Origin of the sequence: Kitasatospora sp. NPDC096204 (assembly GCF_044763205.1) — a bacterium.
In the GTDB taxonomy this organism is placed as follows: domain Bacteria; phylum Actinomycetota; class Actinomycetes; order Streptomycetales; family Streptomycetaceae; genus Kitasatospora.
Genome location: NZ_JBIWFT010000001.1, coordinates 477,171 through 498,248 on the forward strand (window position 1 = coordinate 477,171; position 21,078 = coordinate 498,248).

Sequence of the window (21,078 nt, forward strand, 5' to 3'; positions counted from 1 at the left end):
CTCTCTCGGCGGACAGGGACGGGACGCGGAGCCGTCCAGGCCCTGGGTGGGCAGGCGACGGCTCGCTGGCGCCGCAGAGTTTAGAGGTTTCGTCAGGATCCGCCGAATCCGCCCCCGGCGACCGGGGCTGCCCGACCCGGTCGCGGGGCGTCCAACTCGGCCTCGATCGCGCCGCGGAGCAGCCGGCGCGCCTGCTCGATCGGCAGCGAACCGCTCAGCCAGCGCACGCTGAGGCCTTCCACCAGTGCGGTCAGGCGTTCGGCGGTGGCCGTGTGGGAGGGGGCGGTGCCGTCCGGGGCGGCCTGGGAGAGCAGGCCGGCGATGTCGTGGACCCAGCCGTGGGTGCTGCGGGCGAGGTCCTGCCGCAGCTCCGGTTCGAACACGGCGGTAGCCCGCAGCTCGCCCCAGGCGGTGCTGTTCTCGCGGACCTCGGTGGTGTCCTGGAGCTCCAGCAGCAGGACCTGTTCGAGGTCGGCGCGCGGGTCCTTGGGCTGGTTGTGGCCCTGGTCGGGGGCGGGGCGGTCCTCGGCGGTGTAGTGGTCGGCGCGGTCGCCGATGTACTCCAGTGTCTGCCGCAGGATCCCCGCCCGGTCGGTGAAGTGGTAGTAGATCAGTGCGGTGGACACGCCGGCCTCGGAGGCCAGCTCGCCCATCCGCAGTCCGCGCACCCCGCGTCGGGCGATGACACGGGTGGCGGCCTGGAGTATCGCTGTCCGGCGGTCTGACATGGACGCCAACTGTACCCGCCCCGGATGCGGTCTTGACGGAATCCTGACTACTTTGTCAGTCCCTTTGGTTTTGTTCGGCCTACAGGGTTGACTGAATTTTCAGTGAGGTACAGGATGCGGGGCAACCCCCACACCTCTCCCACCACTTCCAGGGAGCGTTTCATGATCATCCCCACGTCTTCCGAGGCCACCCCCATGCCCTCGCGCAGAAAGCTGCTCCAGTTCGGAGCCGCGGCCCTGCCGGTGTTGGCCCTCGGCGCGGTACTGCCCACCGCCGCTCACGCGGCGAGCACCGACTACGCCCCGGGCGACCTCGCTCCGAGCACGGACTACGCGTCGAGCGCCGGTCTCCAGGCGGCCACAGCCACTCCGCCGCTGCGGATGCCGGCCGAGACCGACCGGCACGACCGCACCTTCATGGCCTGGCCCGCCCTGTCCACGATCTGGGGCCGACAGCTCTCCGGCGTCCGCGACGACATCGCCCGGGTCGCCTACGCGATCTCCAAGTACGAGCCGGTCGTCGTGGTGGCCCGCCCGAGCCAGGCCGCCGACGCCCGGTACTGGCTGGGCCGGGGCAGCACCCACGGCATCACCGTGCTGGAGATCGCCAACGACGACCTGTGGATCCGGGACTTCGGCCCGACCTTCCTCACCGCCCCGGGCGCGGTCGCCGGGCTGGACACCAACTTCAACGGCTGGGGCAAGAGCGGTACGTCCTACTACCAGCCCTACGCCGAGGACGCCGCCGTCGCGGCCACCCTGCTCCACGGCTACGGCGTCAACCGGATCACCGCCCCGTTCACCGGCGAGGGCGGCTCGCTGGAGACGGACGGCCAGGGCACCCTGCTGGCCACCGTCAGCTCGCTGGTCAACGCCAACCGCAACCCCGGCATGTCCCAGGACCAGGTCGAGCAGGCCCTCAAGGACGGCCTCGGCGTGAGCAAGGTGATCTGGCTCCCGGGCCTGGCCGGCCAGGACATCACCGACGGCCACATCGACTGCCTGGCCCGCTTCACCGCGCCCGGCCGGGTCATCCTCGACCAGCCCGGCCCGGGCACCGCGCAGATCTGGATCGACGTCTACCAGGAGTCCAAGCGGATCCTGGCGAACGCCACCGACGCGCAGGGCCGCCCGCTGGCCATCACGGAACTGCCTGGCCCGGACCGGCAGTCGATCCGCGGCAGGGGCAAGGACTTCCTGTCCAGCTACACCAACTACTACACCGCCAACGGCGCCGTGTTCGTCCCGCAGTTCGGCGACGCGGTGGCCGACGGAGCCGCCTACGCGATTCTCCAGGCCGCCTACCCGGACCGCGACGTCGTCCAGCTGAACATCGACAACATCGCCGGCGGCGGTGGCGGCATCCACTGCGCGACCCAGTCCCAGCCCAGCGTCCCGCCGGCCGTCTGAGTCACCACCCGAGACTCCCGGCGGCCCGCAGGCCAACCCCACGGAGCGGGCCGCCGGGTCCACCGTTCCACCCGCACACCCGATCCCGAAGAGGTATCCCGTGACCGTCCAGTACCGCATGCCCGCCGAGTGGACCGAGCACGAGGGCTGCCTGATGGCCTGGCCCGTCCGTGAGGACCTGTGGGGCGCCACGCTCGCCGAGGTGAAGCGCGAGTACGCCGAAGTCGCCCGCACCATAGCCGAGTTCGAGCCGGTGACGATGGTCGCCCCGCCCGGCCACGGCGAGGAGGCACGTGCCCTGTGCGGCGCGGGCGCCGCCGGAGTCACCGTCGTCGAGCTGCCGCTGGACGACTCCTGGTTCCGCGACTCCGCGCCGATCTTCGTGCTCGACGCCGAGGGCCGCCGGGCCGGCGTGGACTTCCGCTTCAACGCCTGGGGCGGCAAGCACCACCCCTGGGACGCCGACGACCGGATCAGCGGCCTGCTGCTGGAGCACCTCGACGTCCCGGCCGTCCGCTCCGAGATGATCCTCGAGGGCGGCGCGATCACCGTCGACGGCGAGGGCACCCTGATCACCACCGAGCAGTGCCTGCTGCACCCCAACCGCAACCCCGGCATGAGCCGCGAGGAGATCGAGGCCGAGCTCAAGCAGCGCCTCGGTGTCACCAAGGTGATCTGGCTGCCCTACGGCGGGCTGCTGGACACCGAGACCGACGGCCACGTGGACGGTGTCTGCGCCTTCGCCGCCCCCGGCAAGGTCGTCGTCCAGCTCCCGGCCGACCCGGAGCACCCCGACTACGCCCGGATGCGGGCCAACCGCGCCGTGCTGGAGCACTCCACCGACGCCCAGGGCCGCCCGTTCGAGATCGTCGACGTGCCGCAGGCCGCCTTCGTCGAGGTGGACGGCCGCGAGGTCGAGGTCGGCTACCTCAACTACTACCTGGCCAACGGCGCGGTCGTCGTCCCGGTGGCCGACCACCCCGCCGACGAGGGCGCCCTCGCCGTGCTGGCCGGGGCGTACCCGGGCCGCAAGGTCGTCGGCGTCCGCTCCCGGGTGATCGCCTGGGGCGGCGGCGGCATCCACTGCATCACCCAGCAGGTCCCGGCCGCCCGCGCCTGACGTCCCCTGCGCGGCCGCCCGGAAGCAGGGCCGTACGCCCACCCAACCCTCACCAGCGGCCGGACCCGACCATGGTCCGGCCGCCAGCGGTCCGGACCGGACGCCCGCGAGACCGCGCGGCCCCACGTCCTCTCTCCGCTCCGACCGAAAGCCCACCCCCATGACCCTCACCCCCGCGAGACGCATCCCCTCCCCGGGCCGGCTCGTCCTCGCCGCCACGGCCCTGCTCTCGGCCGCGGCCCTGGTCGCGGCCTGCTCCGGCCCGCCGCGCAACGGCGGCGGCGACCAGGCCGGCGTCCAGCTCTCCGCCACCACGCCGACCGCCAAGGGCGACATCGACTCCTTCACCTGGGCCACCTACGCCGAGCCGCCCACGCTCGACTACGTCCAGGCCTTCGACTACCCGCAGAACACCATCCTGTCCAACGTCTGCGAGAGCCTGATGCGCTGGACGCCCCAGCTCACCCTGGCCCCCGGACTGGCCGAGAAGGCCTCGAACCCGGACCCGGTCACCTGGGTCTACGACCTGCGCTCCGGCGTGCACTTCCACGACGGCTCGGTGATGACCGCCGACGACGTGGTCTACAGCTTCGGCCGCCAGACCAACCCGGACAACGCGGCGGCCTGGGCCCAGGTGTTCCAGAACGTCGACTCGGTCACCGCGACCGGCCCGCTGCAGGTCACCGTCAAGCTCAAGCGCCCCGACTCCCAGTTCCCGCAGTACATGGCCACGGCCGCCGGCGTGGTCGCCGCCAAGGCCGGGGTGGAGTCGGCGGGCAAGGACTACGGCACCGCCGGCAGCCTGGACTGCACCGGGCCCTTCAAGCTGGGCGCCTGGGCCAAGGGCCAGTCGATCGTGCTGGAGCGGTTCGACGACTACCGGGGCACCAAGGCCAAGGCCAAGAAGGCCGTCTTCCGCTTCCTCACCGACCCCTCCGCCCGCACCAACGCGATGCTCAGCGGTGAGGTCGACGGCGGCTACCTGATCCCCACCGAGAGCTACGACCGGCTGAAGGAGACCGGCCCGGGCACGCTGTACTTCGGCGAGGGCCTGAGCACCGTCAACCTCAACGTCACCAACATGCAGGGCGCGCTCGGCGACGTCCGGGTCCGCAAGGCGCTGTCCCTGGCGCTCGACCGCTCCGGCTTCGTCAGGACCGGCCTGGCCGGCGCCGGCACCGTCACCGGCTCGCTCACCACCAAGGCCGCCTGGGCCGGGGCCCCCGACGACGTCCGCGAGAGCGCCTTCGATCACCTCACCCCCACCGCCCAGGACCTCGACCAGGCCAAGGCCCTGATCAAGGAAGCCGGGGCGAACGGCAAGACCATAGCCGTCGCCACCAGCACCATCGGCCAGGACGTCTCGCTGCTCGCCACCGCCGTCCAGTCCGCCGGCGCGCAGATCGGGCTGAACATCCAGCTCAAGACCATCGCCCCGAACGCCTTCACCGCGCTGTTCACCGACCCCAAGGCCCGCGAGGGCCTGGACCTCATCCCCGAGACCTACTACGACTCGGTGACCGACCCGCTCGACCTGCTCACCAACTTCAAGACCGGCGCCTACCAGAACTTCGGCGGCTACAGCGACCAGGCCTACGACGCCCTGGTCGACCAGGCCACCGCCGAGTACGACCCGGCCAAGCGCGCCACGATCGAGGCCCAGCTCCAGCAGACCGCCTCCCGGCAGCTGCTCTGGATCCCGGTCGCCGAGTGGCCCACCGCCCTCTTCCTCAACAAGCGGATCACCGGCGCCCCGACCACCATCTCGTACATGTACTACCCGTGGGCCGCCGACGTGGGGGCCGCCCGGTGAACTCCCCCGGAGCGATGGGCTTCCTGAGGTGCGCGGCCCGGCGCCTGCTGGAGATGGCGGCCACCCTGCTCGGCGCGTCCTTCGTGGTGTTCGGCGCGATGTACCTGGCGCCGGGCAACCCGGCGAGCTTCCTGCTGTCCGGCCGGTCGGCCTCCCCGGAGGCCCTCCAGGCGATCAACGAGCAGTACCACCTGGACGACCCGTTCCTGGTCCGCTACCTCCGGTGGCTGGGCCAGGTCCTCCAGGGCGACTTCGGGCGCTCCATCACCTACCGCACCGATGTCTCCAAGCTGCTGGCCGACCGGCTCCCGGCGACGATGCTGCTGGTGGTCATGGCCCTGGTGGTCGTGGTTGTCGTCGGCCTGCTGCTCGGCCGGCTCGGCGCGGTGCGCGGCGGCGCGACCGACTCCACCATCCTGGTCACCACCACCTTCGCCCTCGGCACGCCTTCCTTCGTCGCGGCCGTCCTGCTCCAGGGCCTGTTCGCGGTGAAGCTGGGCTGGTTCCCGACCAGCGGCGCCGGGGACGGCCTCGGCGACATGCTCTGGCACCTCACCCTCCCGGCGATCGCCCTCGCGCTGTACCTGATCGGCATGCTCGCCCGGGTCACCCGCTCGGCGATGCTGGAGGCCCTGGAGGGCGAGCACGTCACCGTGGCCCGCAGCCGGGGCGTCCCGGAGCGCGAGGTGATCAGCCGCCACGTGTTCCGCAACGCGCTGGGCACCGTGCTGACCACCGGCGGCCTGATCGTCTCCACCCTGCTGGTCTGCACGATCCTGGTGGAGTCCGCGTTCAGCGTCGGCGGGCTCGGCCAGCTGCTCGAACTGTCCACCACCACCAAGGACTTCCCGACCGTCCAGGCCATCTCACTGATCATCGTCGCCCTGTTCATGACCGTGAACCTGATCGTCGACCTGCTCCACCCGCTGGTCGACCCCCGGGTCACCCTCGGCTCCAGGAGGTCCGACGCATGAGTACCGGTCTCACCCAACGGCCGGGCCTCACCCGCCGCCCCGGCCTCGCCCGGATCAAGTCCGCCGGCGGCCCGCTCCACCTGATCTGCCTCGGCTTCGCCGCCCTGGTGGTGCTCGCCGCGCTGCTCGCGCCCTGGCTGGCGCCGTACGACCCGAACGGCGTCGACCTCGGCAACGCACTCGCCGGGCCCTCGCCCGACCACCTGCTCGGCGTCGACGCCGCCGGGCGCGACACCCTCTCCCGGCTGCTGACCGGCGCCCGCACCTCGCTGCTCGGCCCGCTCGGCGTGGTGGTCTTCTCCACCGTCGCCGGCATCGCGGTCGGCCTCGCCGCCGGCTGGCGGGGCGGCTGGCTCGACTCCGTCCTGTCCCGCAGCACCGAACTGGTCTTCGCCTTCCCCGGCATGCTGCTCGCCATCCTGATCGTCTCGGTGTACGGGGAGGGCCTGCTTGCCCCCGTCGTCGCCCTGGCGATCGCCTACCTGCCCTACGTCTCCCGCCTCACCCGCTCGCTGGTGCTGGCCGAACGGACCCGCCCCTACGTCTCCGCGTACCAGGTCCAGGGCCACTCCGCGGTGCAGATCTGCCTGCGGCACGTCCTGCCCAACATCGCGCCGATCGTCCTCGCCCAGTCCGCCGTCAACTTCGGCTACGCCCTGATGGACCTCGCCGGCCTCTCCTTCCTCGGACTCGGCGTCCCCGCCCTCACCCCCGACTGGGGCCGGATGGTCTTCGACGGCCAGACCGCGATCCAGCACGGCTACCCGCTCTCCGCGATCCTGCCGTGCGCCCTGATCGTGCTCACCGTCGTCGCCTTCAACGTGGTCGGCGAACGCTGGGCCGACCAGGTCGCCCGGAGGTCCGCATGAACGGGAAGCACATGAACGACCACCGCACCACCGGAGGGACCGCGTGAACGCCCTCGACATCCAGGGCCTCCGGCTCCGACTGCCCGGCACCGCCCGCCCCGTCCTCGACGGCGTCGACCTCACCGTCGGTGCCGGCGAGACGGTCGCCCTGGTCGGCGAGTCCGGCTCCGGCAAGACCCTCACCTCCCGCGCCGCCCTCGGCCTGTTGCCACCAGGCGCCGAGGCCGAGGGCAAGATCCTGGTCGGCGGCCAGGACGTCCTGACCATGGACCCCGGCCGGCTGCGCGCCCTGCGCACCGGCCGGGCCGCGATGATCTTCCAGGACCCCCGGGCCGCCATCAACCCGCTGCGCCGGATCGGCGACTTCCTCACCGAGAGCGTGCGGCTCACCGGGGCGATGAGCGCCGCGGAGGCCGACCGGCGGGCCGTGGAACTCCTCGACGCCGTCGGCCTCGGACCGGAACTGCTGCGCCGCTACCCCGGACAGCTCTCCGGCGGCATGCTGCAACGCGTCATGATCGCCGCCGCCCTGATGGGCGACCCGGTCCTGCTGCTGGCCGACGAGCCCACCACCGCGCTCGACGTCACCAGCCAGGCGGAGGTGGTCGCCCTGCTCGGCCGCCTGCGCGAACGCTTCGGCACCGGCCTGCTGTTCGTCACCCACGACCTCGGCCTCGCCGCCGCGATCAGCGACCGGGTCTCCGTGATGTACGCCGGGCGGATCGTTGAGCACGGCCCCGCCGCAGCGCTGTTCGAGCGGCCCCGCCACCCGTACACCGCCGCGCTGCTCGCCGCCACCCCCGCACTGGACGCCCCGGCCGGCCGGCTCGCCGCCATCGACGGCCAACCACCGGACCTGCGGAGGGAGTTGACCGGCTGCGCGTTCGCCGAACGCTGCCGCCACGCGACCGGGATCTGCCGCGAGCAGGTGCCCGTGCAGCAGGGCGAGCACCCGGCCGCCTGCCACCACCCGCTCGAAGGGAGCCGCACCGATGGCTGAGCCCGTCCTGCGGGTCAGCGGACTGCGCCGCACCTTCGGCTCCGTGCGGGCCGTGGACGACGTCTCCTTCACCCTCGATGCCGGCGCCTCGCTCGGCATCGTCGGCGAGTCCGGCTCGGGCAAGACCACCACCGCCCGCATCGTGGTCGGCCTCGAACAGGCCGACGCGGGCGAAGTGCTGGTCCACGGCCGGGCCCGGAGCGGCCGGGCGCGGGGGAGGGCCGAACGGCTGGCCCGCGCCCGCGAGGTCCAGATGGTCTTCCAGGACCCGTACCTCTCCCTGGACCCGCGCACCAGCGTCGAGGCCGTGCTCCGCGAGACCCTGCGGCTGCACTTCCCCGACACCGACCACCCGGCCCGGATCCGGGAACTCCTCGACCAGGTCGGCCTGGGCACCCGGGCCGCCGAGGCACTGCCCCGGCAGCTCTCCGGCGGCCAGCGCCAGCGCGTCGCCATCGCCCGGGCGCTGGCCGTGCGACCGGCCGTCCTGGTCCTGGACGAGGCGGTCGCCGCCCTGGACGTCTCGGTCCAGGCGCAGGTGCTCAACCTGCTCGCCGACATCCGCGAGGAGACCGGCATCGGCTACCTCTTCATCACCCACGACCTCGGCGTGGTCCGCTGCGTCACCGACGAGGTCGTCGTGATGCGCCACGGACGGATCGTCGAATCCGGCCCCACCGCCCACGTCCTGGACTCCCCCGAGCACGCCTACACCAGGCTGCTGCTGGAGTCCGTCCCCCGGCCCGGCTGGGATCCCGACCGGATCGCCGCCGCGCGCCGCGCACTGTGAGACGGCCCGGGCCCCGACAGGTGGTGGGACCTGCCGGGTCCCGGGTGAACGAGCACCACCGGCGGACGGCGCCGGACCGGCAGCGACCCTGCCGGCCCGGCGCGTTCCGCCGCAGAAAGGACGACCGTGCAGGTCACCACCGACGAAACCGCCGCGACCGAACCGGCCGTGCGCCCGGCCTCCCGACGCCGCCGCCACTGGCGGTTCACCGCCGTCCTGGCGGTGGTCATCACCCTCTGCGGAGCGGGCATCGGGCTGTACCTCAACGAACGCAACACCCGCGAGCAGACCAGGGAGCTGGCGATCCCGTCGGCCCCCGACTGGATCGAACTGGACGTCACCGCCCAGGATGTCGACCCGACGGGCCAGCAGCTGACGCTCTACGTCACGCCCGTCCCGCACGGCAAGCTCGCCGCCGAACCGGACTCCCAGGCCTTCGCCCGCCCGGTCGAGATCACCCTGGCCGGCCTCCCCAAGGCCACCATCAAGGCCGCCGAGGGCGAGAGCGCGGCCGCCCAGGCCGTCCAGGTCGGCCTGTACGAGGGCACCAAGACCGACTACCCCTTCGACCGCTACCGCACCGAGGTCGGGTTCAGCGCCACCAGCGGCGGCAAGGCCGTCCCGGTCGGCCTGGTCTTCACCGACACCGACCCGTTCTTCGTGGTGCGCCCGCAGGCCAAGGCCTCGGCCACCGGCAGCGTGACCCTGGACGCCAGGATCACCCGCTCCCGCAGCACCTTCATCCTCTCCTGGTTCATGATCGCCGCGATGTGGGCCATCGCCCTGGCCGTCCTCGGCGCCGCCGAGGTGCTCTACCGCAAGCGCGAGGGGCTGGTCTGGCCCTCCCTGGGCTGGATGGCGGCGAGCCTCTTCGCCCTGATCGGCATGCGCAACGCCGCCCCCGGCTCGCCGCCGATCGGCTCGCTGATGGACTACGTGGCGTTCTTCTGGGCCGAGGGGATCATCGCCGCGAGCCTGGCCTGCACCGCGTGGTGCGGCATCCGCACCGAGCACCGGCTGCGCCGCGAACGGGAGGACGCAGAGGCCGCCGACGCCTCCTGAGCGGACGGCGGGTGGGTGGATTCGCCGAACGGCGGAGGCGCGCCGCGCCGGATCCTGATCTTCCTGTCAGTAGCCTGCGGAGCCGAACCCCGACACCCACCGGAACGAGGATCCATGGCTCACCCCCGGCCGTCCCGCCGCGCCCTCCTGCAGTCCGCGGCCGCGCTCGCCGCCCTGGCCCTGGCCGGCGGTTGCTCCTCCGACGGCGGCGCGGAGGAGCAGCCCGGGCCGAGCGGCGTGGCCTCGGGCAGCGGCCCGGCCGCCGCCGGGAGGGCGATGCCCGCCGAGTCGAGCCCGCACACCCGCACCTTCATGGCCTGGCCGGCCCTGGAGGAGGTGTGGGGCGACCAACTCCCCGGCGTCCGGCAGGACATCGCCTCGCTGGCCCAGGCCGTCGCGGGCTTCGAACCGGTCGTCCTGCTGGCCAGGCCCGACCAGGCCGACCAGGCACGCCAGGCCTGTGGCTCCTCGGTCGAGGTGCTGGAGCTGATGGTCGACGACCTGTGGGCCCGGGACACCGGCCCGACCTTCGTCACCGGCTCCCAGGGCCTCGCCGGGGTCGACTTCAACTTCAACGGCTGGGGCGGCAAGCAGACCCACGCCAACGACAGCCAGGCCGCCCGCAACCTCCTCGACCACTACGGCATCACCCGCCTCCAGGCGCCGATCACCGGTGAGGGTGGTGGCATCGAGGTGGACGGCGAGGGCACCCTGATGGCCACCGAGAGCTCCTGGGTCAACGACAACCGCAACCCCGGCAAGAGCCGCGACCAGGTCGGGGCGAGCCTCAAGGAGCTGCTCGGCGTCGAGAAGGTGATCTGGTTCAAGGGCGTCGCCGGGCAGGACATCACCGACTGCCACGTCGACGCCCTGGCCCGCTTCGCCGAGCCCGGCACCGTCGTGCTGCACCGCCCGGCCGCCGACACCCCGCCGGACGTCTGGACCAGCGCCTCCGCGCAGGCCCTCCAGGTGCTGCAGTCCGCGACCGACGCCAGGGGCCGGACGCTCAAGGTGGTCGACCTCCCCGAGCCGGACCTCGGCCTGCTCCAGGGCGCGGGCAAGAACTTCCTCGCCACCTACATCAACTACTACGTCTGCAACGGCGGCGTCATCGTCCCGCGCTTCGGCGACAAGGCCGCGGACGACCGGGCGGCCGGCATCATCGGCGACCTCCACCCCGGCCGCAAGGTCACCCAGCTGACCATCAACCACATCGCCGCGGGCGGCGGCGGCATCCACTGCGCCACCCAGCAGCAGCCCGCCGCCGGGACCATGACGTCGGGATCGTGACGAGGGGGTGTGGCGGGGGGCCGTCATGACAGGCCGTCATGACAGGTCGTGACGACCGGCCGCCCGTCCGGTTCGGGGTGGGCGTGGCGGCGGGCCCACCGGCCGGTCACGCCCTGGCGGACAGCGAGTCCAGCAGGGTCCGCAGCACCCGGCCGTCGTCCACCGTCCCGTCCAGAGACCCGATGGCGGCGAGCCCGTCCACGGCGGCGGCGAAGGCCTCGCCGAGCGGCACCGGGTCGGCGCCGCTGCCGCGCTCCTCGACCAGGCACCGGAACAGCCACACGAAGGCGGAGCGCCAGCGCGCGTACTCGGCCTCCAGGGCGGTGCGGACGCGTTCGTCGTTCAGGGCCAGCCAGTGCAGGGCCGCGTGCAGCCGAGCCAGGTCGGGGCTCTCCGGCCGGGTGAGCAGCGCCAGGACCCGGTCAGCGCGCTCGGCGTAGCCGCCCGGCTCGGCGACGGCCTCCTCAAGCGGCGTGATCCACTCGGGCCGGATGTCCTGCACCACGGCGACGATCAGCTCGGTGCGGTCCGCGAAGTGGTAGTGGCACATCCCGTGCGAGACCCCGCACAGCGCGGCGACGTTGCGGGTGGTGAACCGCCCGGCGCCGTCGCCCGCGAGGAGCGTGCGGGCGGCCGCGATCAGTCGGGCCCGGGTCTGCTCGCCCTTGGCGGAGGCGCGCCTCCGGCCGCCGCCCGGTCCGGAGTCCGGTCGCGGGGCCGCGCCGGTCGCCTGTGTCGCCATGGCCGTCACTGTAGCCACTCCGGGGGCGGCAGCAGGGCGGATCGGTGCGGATGCCTGCGCGAAGTATTGACCGAGCGCTTGGCCAGTTTTACCTTTTCGGTCAACTCGTCCACTTCCAAAGGACATTGACAGGGAGACAGTGATGGAGGAAGGCTTCAGACCCCACACCACCGACGACCCCCAACCGGCCGTCGAGGCGCGGCTCGGCCGCCGCGGATTCCTGACGGCCGCCGGGCTCGCCGTCGCCGGTACCGCGCTGGCCGGTGCGACCGCCGGCCAGGCCCGGGCTGCTGCCCGGGGCCGCGGCGCCGCGCCCGCCCCGCGGCTCGCGGCCGGCCTCCGGGTACCGCTGGACACCGTCCCGCACACCCGGACCTGGATGGCCTGGCCGGACAACAGCACCATCTGGCGCGGCAAACTCGGCGGTGCCCAGTCCAACATCGCCCTCGTCGCGCGGACCATCGCCAAGTACGAGCCGGTGACCATGTGCGCCAACCCGGCCAGCGTCGCCAAGGCACGTTCGATGTGCGGCTCGGCCGTCACCGTCATCGGGGACATCCCCGTCGACGACTGCTGGATGCGCGACACCGGCCCGGTCTTCCGGACCGACGGCCTGGACGGCCTCGACACCATCGGCCTCAACTTCAATGGCTGGGGCAACCACCAGAACCCGCACGACAATGACGCCCTGGTCGCCCAGCGCGTCGCCGCCTACCTCGGCCTGCCGTTCACCGCCGCCGGGCTGGTCTCCGAGGGCGGCGCCATCGAGACCGACGGCGCCGGCACCCTGATGGCCACCCGCAGCAGCATCATCAACGCCGACCGCAACCCCGGCATGTCCCAGGCCGCGATCGAGAGCGCCATGTGCGCCGCCTACGGCGCCACCGAGGTGATCTGGTTCCCCGGCATCGCCGGCCAGGACATCACCGACGACCACGTGGACGCCACCTCGCGCTTCCTCGGCGCCGGCACGGCCGTCGTCCAACTGCCGCTGCCCACCGACACCGACCCCTGGTCCCAGGACGAGCGCCGGCAGTACGCGATCCTCGGCTCTGCCACCGGCGCCCAGGGGGCCCCGATCTCGGTCAGCACCATCCAGGGCCCCGACTACTACAAGATCCGCTCCGCCGACCCGAACTTCGTCGGCTCCTACGCCAACTACTACCTCTGCAACAACGCGGTGATCTCGGCCCAGTTCGGCGACACCCAGGCCGACGGCGCCGCCCGCGCCGCTCTCGCCCGGCTGTTCCCCGGCCGCACCGTCGAACAGCTCAACATCGACTACCTCGGGGCGGGCGGCGGCGGCATCCACTGCGTCACCCAGCAGCAGCCCGCCGCCTGACGTCGCGCGCGAGCCCGACGGGGCCGGATCCGGCCCGTCGACCGGCCCGTCCCCGAAGGGTGGCCGGCCCGGGGCCCGTCAACAACGGGTCCCGGGCCGACCCGCACGGTCAGCCGAGCGCGGGGATGTCGTGGGTGGCGCAGTGGATCCCGCCGCCACCGGCCGCGATCGCGTCGATCTTCACCGGGACGATCTCCCGGCCCGGGAAGTACTGCTTGAGCACCTGCTGCGCCCGCTCATCGGCCCTGGCGTCGCCGAACTTCGGCAGGTAGACGCCCTTGGAGCCGATGTAGAAGTTCATGTACGAGGAGACGAAGGCGTCGCCGCGCCCGGTGATCTTGTCCGGGTCGGGCTGCTGGAGCTCGATCACCTGCAGCTTCCTGCCGGTCGCGTCCGTGGCGCTGTTGAGGACGCCGCGGGCCTGGTCGGCCGCGCGGGACCAGACGTCCGCAGGGCCGCCGGGGAAGGCCTGGTCGAGCAACACCACGCCGGGGGCGGCGAAGCGGGTCAGGCAGTCCACGTGGGCGTCGGTGATGTCCTTGCCCTTGACGCCCGCCAGCCAGATCACCTTGGTCACGCCGAGCACCTTCTTGAGCTCCGCCTCGACCTGGTCCCGGCTCATCCCCGGGTTGCGGTTGTCGTTGACGACGGAGCTCTCGGTCACCAGCAGGGTGCCCTGGCCGTCGGTCTCGAAGGAGCCGCCCTCGGCGACCAGCCGGGTCTCGATCCGCTCCACGCCGTACTTGGTGAGCACCGTCCGGGCGACCTTGGAGTCGTTGCCGCGCTGCTGCTTGCCGCCCCAGCCGTTGAAGTTGAAGTCGACGCCCTTGACCGTGCCGCCCTCCTCGACGAACACCGGCAGGGTGTCCCGGGCCCACAGGTCGTCGACGGCGATCGGCACCACCTCAACGGCCGAGCCGCAGGCCTTCTTGGCGGCGTCCACCTGCTCGGGGCGGGCCATCAGGACGACCGGCTCGCGGGCCGAGATGGCCTGGGCCAAGCCCGCCACGTCCCGGCGGACGTCGGGCAGCTGGTCGCCCCAGACGTTTTCCGAGGCGGGCCAGGACATCACCGTGCGCAGGTGCTTCTCCCACTCGGCGCCGAAGCGGCGCGGGCCGGCGGTGCCGCCCGGCTGCGGCGGCACGGCGCCGTCGACGTCCTCGACGCCGTTGGGGTCGCAGCCGGTGAGGCCGAGGGTGAGGACACCGACTCCGGCGCCGACGCCGGCGAGGGAGCGGATCACGGTGCGGCGGGACAGGGCGTTGGTCATACGGGTAACTCCGGTCATGGTGGCAGGACGGAGGCGTGCGGCGGGCCCCCGGGTGGTCGTGCGGAGGGCCCTCGGGGCGGTCCTCCGGAGGGTGGCCGGTGCCGCTATGGCATCGGCTCGTGCATGGTCGAGCAGTGGATGCCGCCGCCTCCGGCCATCAGGCGGTCGACGTCGAGCTGCACCACCTCGCGGCCGGGGAAGGCCGCGGCGAGGGTGTCCCGGGCGGCGGCGTCCTTGTAGGCGTCGCCGAACTGGGCGGTGATGACCCCGCCGTTGACGAGGTGGAAGTTGAGGTAGGAGTCCACGAACTTGGAGCTGCGCGAGCGGACGGTGTCCGGGCCGTGCACCACGACGACCTGCAGGCGGCGGTCCCGGGCGTCGGTCGCGGAGGAGAGGATCGTGAACTGCTCCCGGGCGTCCCGCGCCCACTCGTCATTGCGGTCGGTGGGCGGCAACTGCACCATCACCACGCCGGGGCGGACAAACCGGGAGGTGACGTCCACGTGGTCGTCGGTGATGTCCTGGCCCCTGATGCCGGGCAGCCAGATCATCTTGTCGGCGCCGTAGGCCTCCAGGACGGCCTCCTCGATCTCGTCCCGGCTCATACCGCGGTTGCGGTTCTTGTTGACCAGGCTGCTCTCGGTGGCCATCACCGTGCCGTCGCCGTCGGTCTCGATCGCGCCGCCCTCGCCGACGAAGTCCGCGTAGGTGTGGCGCAGGCCGCGGCGGGTGGCGAGGCGTTCGGCGACCCGGGCGTCGTCGTAGTGGACCTGCTTGTTGCCCCAGCCGTTGAAGTTGAGGACCACGGCGTCCAGGCCGCCGTACCCGTCCCGGCGGAACACCGGCGCGGTGTCGCGCATCCACAGGTCGTCGGTGGGGATCGCGGTGATCACCTCCACCCCGGAGCCGCAGCGGGACCGGGCCTTGCCGGCGGTCCAGTCGTCGGGGGCGCACATCACCACCGGCTCGAACTCGGCGATGGTGCGGGCGATCAGCGCGATGTCCTCCTGGACGCCGCCCAGGCGCAGGCCCCACACGCCCCGGCGGGAGGGCCAGGACATCCAGGTCCGCGCGTGCGGGACGTCGTCCGCCGGCACCCACGGGTAGGTCTCGGCGGCGTGTGCGTCGTGGTAGCTGGTCATGAGGGTCTCCAGTTCGTGCGACGGTGCCGGGCCAGGGTGCGGGGCCGTCAGGACCACTCTTCGCGAGGCGACGCACCGGCGCACACGGGAAACGGGCCGGCGGCAGCACCCTGCCTGCGGGTTCAGGCTCGCATTGACTGAAAAATTAGTCAAAGTCGGCGGCGTGCCATGACTCCGCAGATGGAAAGTACGTACGGAGCGTGACGAATCGGGCGTAAGGAGGCCTGGAACGCGGGCTGGGTGGCGGCCCGGCGCGGGACCCGGTCAGGGCCCGGTCGGATGCCGCTCAGGACCCGAGCCGGGACACCTCGGCGTCGATCGCGTCCATCATCAGCGTTCGGGCGTGCGCCAGCGGCAGGCTGCCGCTGAGCCAGCGGGTGCTCAGCCCCTCCAGCAGCGCGGTCAGCCGCTCCGCCGCGCCGGCCAGCGCGACCGCCGAGGACATCGGCCGCACCACGCCCAGCAGTTCGGCGATCTCCTGGACCCAGATCCGGGTGGCCCGCGCCAGGTCCTCGCGCAGGGTCTCGTCGAACACCGCGCTCGCCCGCAGCTCGCCCCAGGCGGTGCTGTTCTCCCGGACCTCGGTGGTGTCCTGGAGTTCCAGCAGCAGGGTCTGCTCCAGCTCCTCGCGGGGCGTCAGCGGCGGAGCGTCCTCGGCACGTTCGGTCGTGTACCGCTCCGCCCGGTCGTTGATGAACTCCAGTGTCTGCCGGAGGATCCCGGTGCGGTCCTTGAAGTGGTAGTAGATCAGCGCGGTGGACACGCCGGCCTCGGCGGCGAGCTCCTCCACGCGCAGCCCGCGCACCCCGCGCCGCGCGATCACCCGCGCCGCTGCTTCCATGATCGACGTTTTACGGCTAGACACGATTCACCACCTTACCCGCGGGTCGGGCGAAGGGTCGCCCGCTGTGCTGAAAGTCCGGTCAGCTGGGACGCGGAGTCCGGAGCGGCCGCAGGCCGGCTTTCGGACAAGCTGCGGCCCGGGGGAGGAATGCTTGAATCTGCCTGGGGGCGGCTCCCGTTTCGTCGCCGGGCACGTCGGGACCTGCCGGCTGAGCGAGGCGAGGGCCGCGCGTGCTCACTCTGAGTAATGATCAGCTGACCGTGCGCCTCACCCTGGGAACGGCCGACACCGTTCGGGCCGCCGTCGCGGGCGAGGGGCACGCGCAGGACAGCTGGAGCGCGCTGGAAGCTCGGCGTAGGCCCGGTGATCCGGGATCGGCACAGACCCGATCGGCACAGCCGCTGAACAATGGGTGTGTCCAGGCCAACGGTGTAACTCGTGTGATGTGAGCGGACGGGCACGACCGGGTGGGTGTGGCGTGCCGAAGGCCGGATGACGCAGGCCGACCGGCCGAATGAGGCCGATCAGCGGTGGGGCGGGCGCTGTTCGCCCGAGCCGCGGGCGATGAGGCGGGTATCGACCACTGTGGTGCGGGCCCGGCCGCGGTCGCCGTCGAGGCGGGCCAGGGCGGCGCGGGCGGCGGCGGTGCCGAGCGCGGCCGGATCCTGAGCGACGACAGTGAGGGCGGGCTCCAGGATGTCGGCCAGGGGGATGTCGTCGAAGGCGACCAGGGCGACTCCGCGGCGCCGCGCGTGGGCGAGGGCGGAGACCGTCCCCATGGCGGCGAAGTTGTTGGCGGCGAACAGTGCGGTCGGTGGTTCCGGGAGGGAGAGCAGCCGGTCGGTGGCGGCGGCCGCGTCCGGCTGGCCGTGGGCGCCGACCACCAGCGTTCGGTCGTACGGGAGGCCGGCGGCGGCCAGGGCGTCCTTGTAGCCGGCCAGGCGTTCTCGGCGGGTGTAGAGGGTGGCCGGAAGGTCGCCGATGAAGCCGATCCGGCGGTGGCCGTGGGCGATGAGGTGGGCGACGCCGGTGCGGGCGCCGTCCCGGTTGGAGGAGACCACGCAGTCGGCGGCCAGGCCGCTGCCGGGGCGGTCCAGGAAGACGACCGGCAGCCCGGTGATCCGGGCGGACCTGAGGTGGGCGTGGTCCGACCCGTCGGCCGGGACGACCATGAGCGCGCTGACCCGCCGGGCGAGGAAGGTGGCGATCAGGTCGCGCTCGCGGGCCGGGTCGTCGCCGGAGGAGCCGAGCAGCAGGGTCAGTCCGCGTTCGCGGACGGCGGACTCGATCCCGCCGGCCACCGTGCCGAAGAAGGGGTTGCCCATGTCCGGGACGACCAGGCCGATAGTGGTGTCCGGGCCGCCGGTGCGGATGTTGCGGGCCATCAGGTTGGGCTGGAAGCCGAGCCGTTCGACGGCGGCGAGCACCTTCTCCCGGGTCGCGGCGGACGTCGGTCCGTCGTTGTTGAGCACCCGGGAGACCGTCTTGGCGCTCACGCCGACCTCCTGGGCGACGTCGTGCAGCGTCGGACGACGGGTCGAGGCCATGGACCACCGTTTCTGTCGGGCGGCGGCCCGGCCCCCCGGCCGGGCCGCCCAGGACTGCTCAGCTGGCGCGGACCCCGGCGGCCCTGGCGGCGTCGGCGTCCGCCACGACAGTACCGCTGCCGTCCTCGGCGACGGTGAGCGCACCGGTCATGATGGCCACCACCTCGGACATCGAGTGGTCGCCCGGCTTGATCAGCGCGGCCCGCCGCCCGAGCCGGTGGACGTGGATCCGGTCCGCGATCTCGAAGACGTGCGGCATGTTGTGGCTGATCAGCACGACCGGCAGGCCCCGGTCCCGTACCCGTCGGATCAGGTCGAGTACCTGACCGGACTCCTTGACCCCGAGCGCCGCGGTCGGCTCGTCCATCACCACCACGCTGCGCGCCCAGGCCACCGAGCGGGCCACCGCGACGGCTTGCCGCTGGCCGCCGGAGAGGGTCTCCACGGGCTGGGTGAGGGAGCGCAGACCGATCTTCAGCTCGGCCATGTGGGCGGCCGCCTCGTCGCGCATCCGCTTGCGGTCGAGCGAGCGGAACACCGTGCCGAGGACGCCCGGGCGGCGCAGCTCGCGGCCGAGGAACATGTTGGCGGCGATGTCCATGGAGGGGGCGACGGCGAGGTCCTGGTAGACGGTTTCGATGCCGGCCGCCCGGGCGTCCTGTGGGCCGGCGAAGCGAACCGGCTCGCCGTTCAGCCGGATCTCGCCCTCGTCCGGGGTGATCGCGCCGGTGAGCGCCTTGATCAGGCTGGACTTGCCGGCGCCGTTGTCGCCGATGACGGCCAGCACCTCGCCGGGCATGAGGTCGAAGTCGGCGCCGTCGATCGCGGTGACGTGCCCGTACCGCTTGACCAGGCCGCGGGCCTGGAGGACGGGGGTGGTGGTCATCGGCTGGCTCGCTTCCGGGAGATCTGGTCGACGGTGACGGCGAGGATCACCAGGACGCCGGTGATCAGGGTCTGGTAGATCGAGGCGACGCCCATCAGCTGGAGCCCGTTGCGGAAGACGCCGACGATCAGCGCGCCGATCAGTGAGCCGAGCACGCTGCCCCGGCCGCCGAAGAGGCTGGTGCCGCCGAGCACCACGGCGGTGATGGAGTCCAGGTTGTCGGTCTGCCCGGCCTGGGGGTCGCCGACGCCGGTGCGGGAGACCAGTAGCAGGGCGGCGATGCCGTAGACCAGGCCGGCCAGGGCGTAGAGGCCGACGGTGAGGCGGCCGGTGCGGATGCCGTTGAGGCGGGCGGCGTCCCGGCCGTTGCCGAGGGCGTAGACGTGGCGGCCCCAGGCGGTGCGGGAGAGCAGGTAGGCGAAGAGCGCGAACAGCGCCAGCGCGAGCACCGAACCGTACGTCACGTCGGTGTCGCCGAGCGGGAAGGTGCCGCCCAGGAATGTCAGCGGGCCTGGCAGGTCGGTGACGGTCTGCTCGTCCGAGTAGATGTGGGTGAGCGCGAAGGCGACGTTCAGCATGCCGAGGGTGACGATGAACGGCGGCAGCGGGATCAGCTGCACCAGCAGGCCGTTGGCCAGGCCGAAGGCCGCGCAGACCGCCAGGCCGAGGGCGATGGCGACCAGCGGCGGCACGGTGCCCTCGGCGGCGAGCCGGGCCATGGTGATCGAGCCGAAGGCCATCACCGCGCCGCACGAGAGGTCGATGCCGGCGGTCAGGATGATCAGGGTCTGCCCGATCGCCAGCGTTCCGACCACCATCACCTGCTGGATGATCAGCGAGAAGTTGCCGCCGGAGAGGAAGGTGTCGGTGGTGAAGGTGAAGAACGCGCAGGCCAGCACCAGCGCGGCCAGCGGTCCGGCGGTCGGGGCGGTGAGCAGTCGGCGCGCGAGTGGCGGAGCCTGGAGTTCCGCGTACGGGGCGGTGGTCGTGGTCATCGGACGGTCCTTGGGGGAGCGGGGTGGTGGTGGTCTGGAAGCCGGTCAGCCCCAGCAGTTCTCCAGGCCGTAGCCGGTGTCCGTGGCGTCCACGTCGGTCTGCGGCTGGTCGGTGATCAGGGTGACGCCGGTGTCGGTGTAGCCGGTGGGCTTGGCGCCGCCCTTGGCGTAGTCGGCCACCGCCTTGACGCCCTTGGCAGCCATGAACAGCGGGTACTGCTGCGAAGTGGCCGCGATTTTCCCGTCCTTGACGGCCTGGGTGCCGGTGCAGCCGCCGTCGACCGAGACGATGAGCACCTCCTTCTCGCGGCCCTTGGCCTTGAGCGCGGTGTACGCGCCCAGCGCGGCGGGCTCGTTGATGGTGTAGACGAGGTTGAGGTCGGGCGCCTTCTGCAGGCAGTTCTCCATCGCGCTCTGGGCCTTGGCCTGGTCGCCGCCGGTGTCCTGGGAACAGACGATCGACGGGTCGCCGGCGGGGACGCCGAAGCCCTGTAGGAAGCCGTCGTGGCGCAGCCGGCCGACGGCGACGCCGGGGGCGAGGTCCAGGGTGGCGATCTTCGGGGTCTTGCCCGCCATGGCGGCCTTGGCGTACTGGCCGATCAGCACGCCGGCCTTCTTGTTGTCGGTGGCGAACAGGGCGTCGGTGCCGTCCTGCGGATCGGTCGGGCTGTCCAGGGCGATCACCAGGACGCCCTTGTCCCGGGCCTTCTTGATCGCGGGCAGGATCGCCTTGGAGTCGCTGGGGGTGATCAGGACGCCCTTGACGCCGCTGGCGACCATGTTCTCCAGGGCGGCGATCTGGCCGGCGTTGTCGCCGTCGAACTTGCCGGCCGCGGTGACCAGGGTGGCGCCGTTCTCCTTGGCGGACTTCTCGGCGCCCTGCTTCATCTTGACGAAGAACGGGTTGGTGTCGGTCTTGGTGATCAGGCCGACCTTGACGGTGCCGCCTGCGGAGCCGGCGCCGGACCCGGACGAGCCCTTGGAGCCGGAGCCGCAGGCGGTGAGGGCGAGTGTAGCGACGGTGACGCAGGCGGCGAGGCGGGGGAGGGCGGTGGTACGGGGCATGCGTGGGCTCCCTGATCTGCGTGTGTGGAGGTCCGAGGCGAAGTCAGGCCTGGCGACCGATGATGTCAACGTTGACATCGCTTGCCGAGGATGATGAAGTCGACCCCGCGCGGCGGGCAAGCCCCCTGGGCGTAACAACTGGGTAACGCGGTCGAAACCTGCTGCTACGAACCGGAGTTGACGGGCCGT

19 protein-coding genes are annotated in these 21,078 nt (G+C 72.4%); 10 read left to right on the forward strand and 9 right to left on the reverse strand.

Translation table 11 applies throughout. The annotated features are described in order from the left end of the window. Window positions 1-92: 92 nt before the first annotated feature. Entirely contained in the window at window positions 93-728 is a 636-nt protein-coding gene (locus tag ACIQ87_RS01575) for a TetR/AcrR family transcriptional regulator (RefSeq protein ID WP_402399866.1), read from the reverse strand. A gap of 162 nt (window positions 729-890) precedes the next feature. Between ACIQ87_RS01575 and ACIQ87_RS01580 the strand changes: the two genes are divergently transcribed. The 9 genes from ACIQ87_RS01580 to ACIQ87_RS01620 all read left to right on the forward strand — a co-directional run bounded on the left by ACIQ87_RS01580 (window position 891) and on the right by ACIQ87_RS01620 (window position 11,056). Further along, window positions 891-2,138 (forward strand): agmatine deiminase family protein, encoded by a 1,248-nt coding sequence (locus ACIQ87_RS01580; protein ID WP_402399869.1) that lies wholly within the window; start codon window positions 891-893, stop codon window positions 2,136-2,138. Window positions 2,139-2,238: 100 nt separating this feature from the next. Beyond that, window positions 2,239-3,258, forward strand: coding sequence for an agmatine/peptidylarginine deiminase (locus ACIQ87_RS01585; protein ID WP_402399871.1), 1,020 nt, complete (start codon window positions 2,239-2,241; stop codon window positions 3,256-3,258). 160 nt (window positions 3,259-3,418) lie between these two features. After that, window positions 3,419-5,071, forward strand: a complete 1,653-nt coding sequence (locus ACIQ87_RS01590) for an ABC transporter substrate-binding protein (RefSeq protein WP_402399874.1) — start codon at window positions 3,419-3,421, stop codon at window positions 5,069-5,071. Between the two features lie 14 nt (window positions 5,072-5,085). Next, entirely contained in the window at window positions 5,086-6,045 is a 960-nt protein-coding gene (locus ACIQ87_RS01595) for an ABC transporter permease (RefSeq protein WP_402400024.1), read from the forward strand. Next, window positions 6,042-6,914, forward strand: coding sequence for an ABC transporter permease (locus ACIQ87_RS01600; protein WP_402399877.1), 873 nt, complete (start codon window positions 6,042-6,044; stop codon window positions 6,912-6,914). Before ACIQ87_RS01595 ends, ACIQ87_RS01600 begins: the two co-directional genes overlap by 4 nt. 43 nt (window positions 6,915-6,957) lie before the next feature. Continuing rightward, a complete protein-coding gene (locus ACIQ87_RS01605) occupies window positions 6,958-7,914 on the forward strand; it encodes an ABC transporter ATP-binding protein (RefSeq protein ID WP_402399879.1) in 957 nt (318 codons plus the stop codon). Continuing rightward, a complete protein-coding gene (locus ACIQ87_RS01610) occupies window positions 7,907-8,704 on the forward strand; it encodes an ABC transporter ATP-binding protein (RefSeq protein ID WP_402399880.1) in 798 nt (265 codons plus the stop codon). Before ACIQ87_RS01605 ends, ACIQ87_RS01610 begins: the two co-directional genes overlap by 8 nt. A gap of 126 nt (window positions 8,705-8,830) precedes the next feature. Continuing rightward, on the forward strand, window positions 8,831-9,766 hold the full coding sequence (locus ACIQ87_RS01615; RefSeq protein WP_402399882.1) for a DUF4436 family protein: 936 nt from the start codon (window positions 8,831-8,833) through the stop codon (window positions 9,764-9,766). A gap of 114 nt (window positions 9,767-9,880) precedes the next feature. Continuing rightward, window positions 9,881-11,056 carry an agmatine deiminase family protein gene (locus ACIQ87_RS01620; RefSeq protein WP_402399884.1) on the forward strand — a complete coding sequence of 392 codons (1,176 nt, stop codon included), beginning with the start codon at window positions 9,881-9,883 and terminating at the stop codon, window positions 11,054-11,056. 106 nt (window positions 11,057-11,162) lie between these two features. Here ACIQ87_RS01620 and ACIQ87_RS01625 read toward each other — a convergent pair whose 3' ends face one another. Next, a complete protein-coding gene (locus ACIQ87_RS01625; protein WP_402399887.1) occupies window positions 11,163-11,798 on the reverse strand; it encodes a TetR/AcrR family transcriptional regulator in 636 nt (211 codons plus the stop codon). 142 nt (window positions 11,799-11,940) lie between these two features. Here ACIQ87_RS01625 and ACIQ87_RS01630 point away from each other — a divergent pair, with 142 nt between their 5' ends. Next, the gene (locus ACIQ87_RS01630) at window positions 11,941-13,140 is read left to right on the forward strand and encodes an agmatine/peptidylarginine deiminase (RefSeq protein ID WP_402399890.1); all 1,200 of its coding nucleotides are present in this window, start codon (window positions 11,941-11,943) and stop codon (window positions 13,138-13,140) included. A gap of 109 nt (window positions 13,141-13,249) precedes the next feature. Here the strand turns inward: ACIQ87_RS01630 and ACIQ87_RS01635 are convergent, their stop codons facing one another. The 7 genes from ACIQ87_RS01635 to ACIQ87_RS01665 form a co-directional block, all read right to left on the reverse strand. Further along, a complete protein-coding gene (locus ACIQ87_RS01635; RefSeq protein ID WP_402399893.1) occupies window positions 13,250-14,410 on the reverse strand; it encodes an agmatine/peptidylarginine deiminase in 1,161 nt (386 codons plus the stop codon). A gap of 104 nt (window positions 14,411-14,514) precedes the next feature. Continuing rightward, window positions 14,515-15,552 carry an agmatine/peptidylarginine deiminase gene (locus tag ACIQ87_RS01640; protein WP_402399896.1) on the reverse strand — a complete coding sequence of 346 codons (1,038 nt, stop codon included), beginning with the start codon at window positions 15,550-15,552 and terminating at the stop codon, window positions 14,515-14,517. Between the two features lie 286 nt (window positions 15,553-15,838). Then, a complete protein-coding gene (locus tag ACIQ87_RS01645; RefSeq protein WP_402399899.1) occupies window positions 15,839-16,393 on the reverse strand; it encodes a TetR/AcrR family transcriptional regulator in 555 nt (184 codons plus the stop codon). A gap of 527 nt (window positions 16,394-16,920) precedes the next feature. Continuing rightward, window positions 16,921-17,943: a LacI family DNA-binding transcriptional regulator gene (locus tag ACIQ87_RS01650; protein ID WP_402399902.1), complete on the reverse strand. Its 1,023-nt coding sequence runs from the start codon at window positions 17,941-17,943 to the stop codon at window positions 16,921-16,923. A gap of 58 nt (window positions 17,944-18,001) precedes the next feature. After that, window positions 18,002-18,829 (reverse strand): ATP-binding cassette domain-containing protein, encoded by an 828-nt coding sequence (locus ACIQ87_RS01655; RefSeq protein ID WP_402399905.1) that lies wholly within the window; start codon window positions 18,827-18,829, stop codon window positions 18,002-18,004. Next, a complete protein-coding gene (locus ACIQ87_RS01660) occupies window positions 18,826-19,824 on the reverse strand; it encodes an ABC transporter permease (protein WP_402399908.1) in 999 nt (332 codons plus the stop codon). Before ACIQ87_RS01660 ends, ACIQ87_RS01655 begins: the two co-directional genes overlap by 4 nt. 45 nt (window positions 19,825-19,869) lie before the next feature. Then, on the reverse strand, window positions 19,870-20,889 hold the full coding sequence (locus tag ACIQ87_RS01665; protein ID WP_402399911.1) for a sugar ABC transporter substrate-binding protein: 1,020 nt from the start codon (window positions 20,887-20,889) through the stop codon (window positions 19,870-19,872). Window positions 20,890-21,078 lie beyond the last annotated feature (189 nt).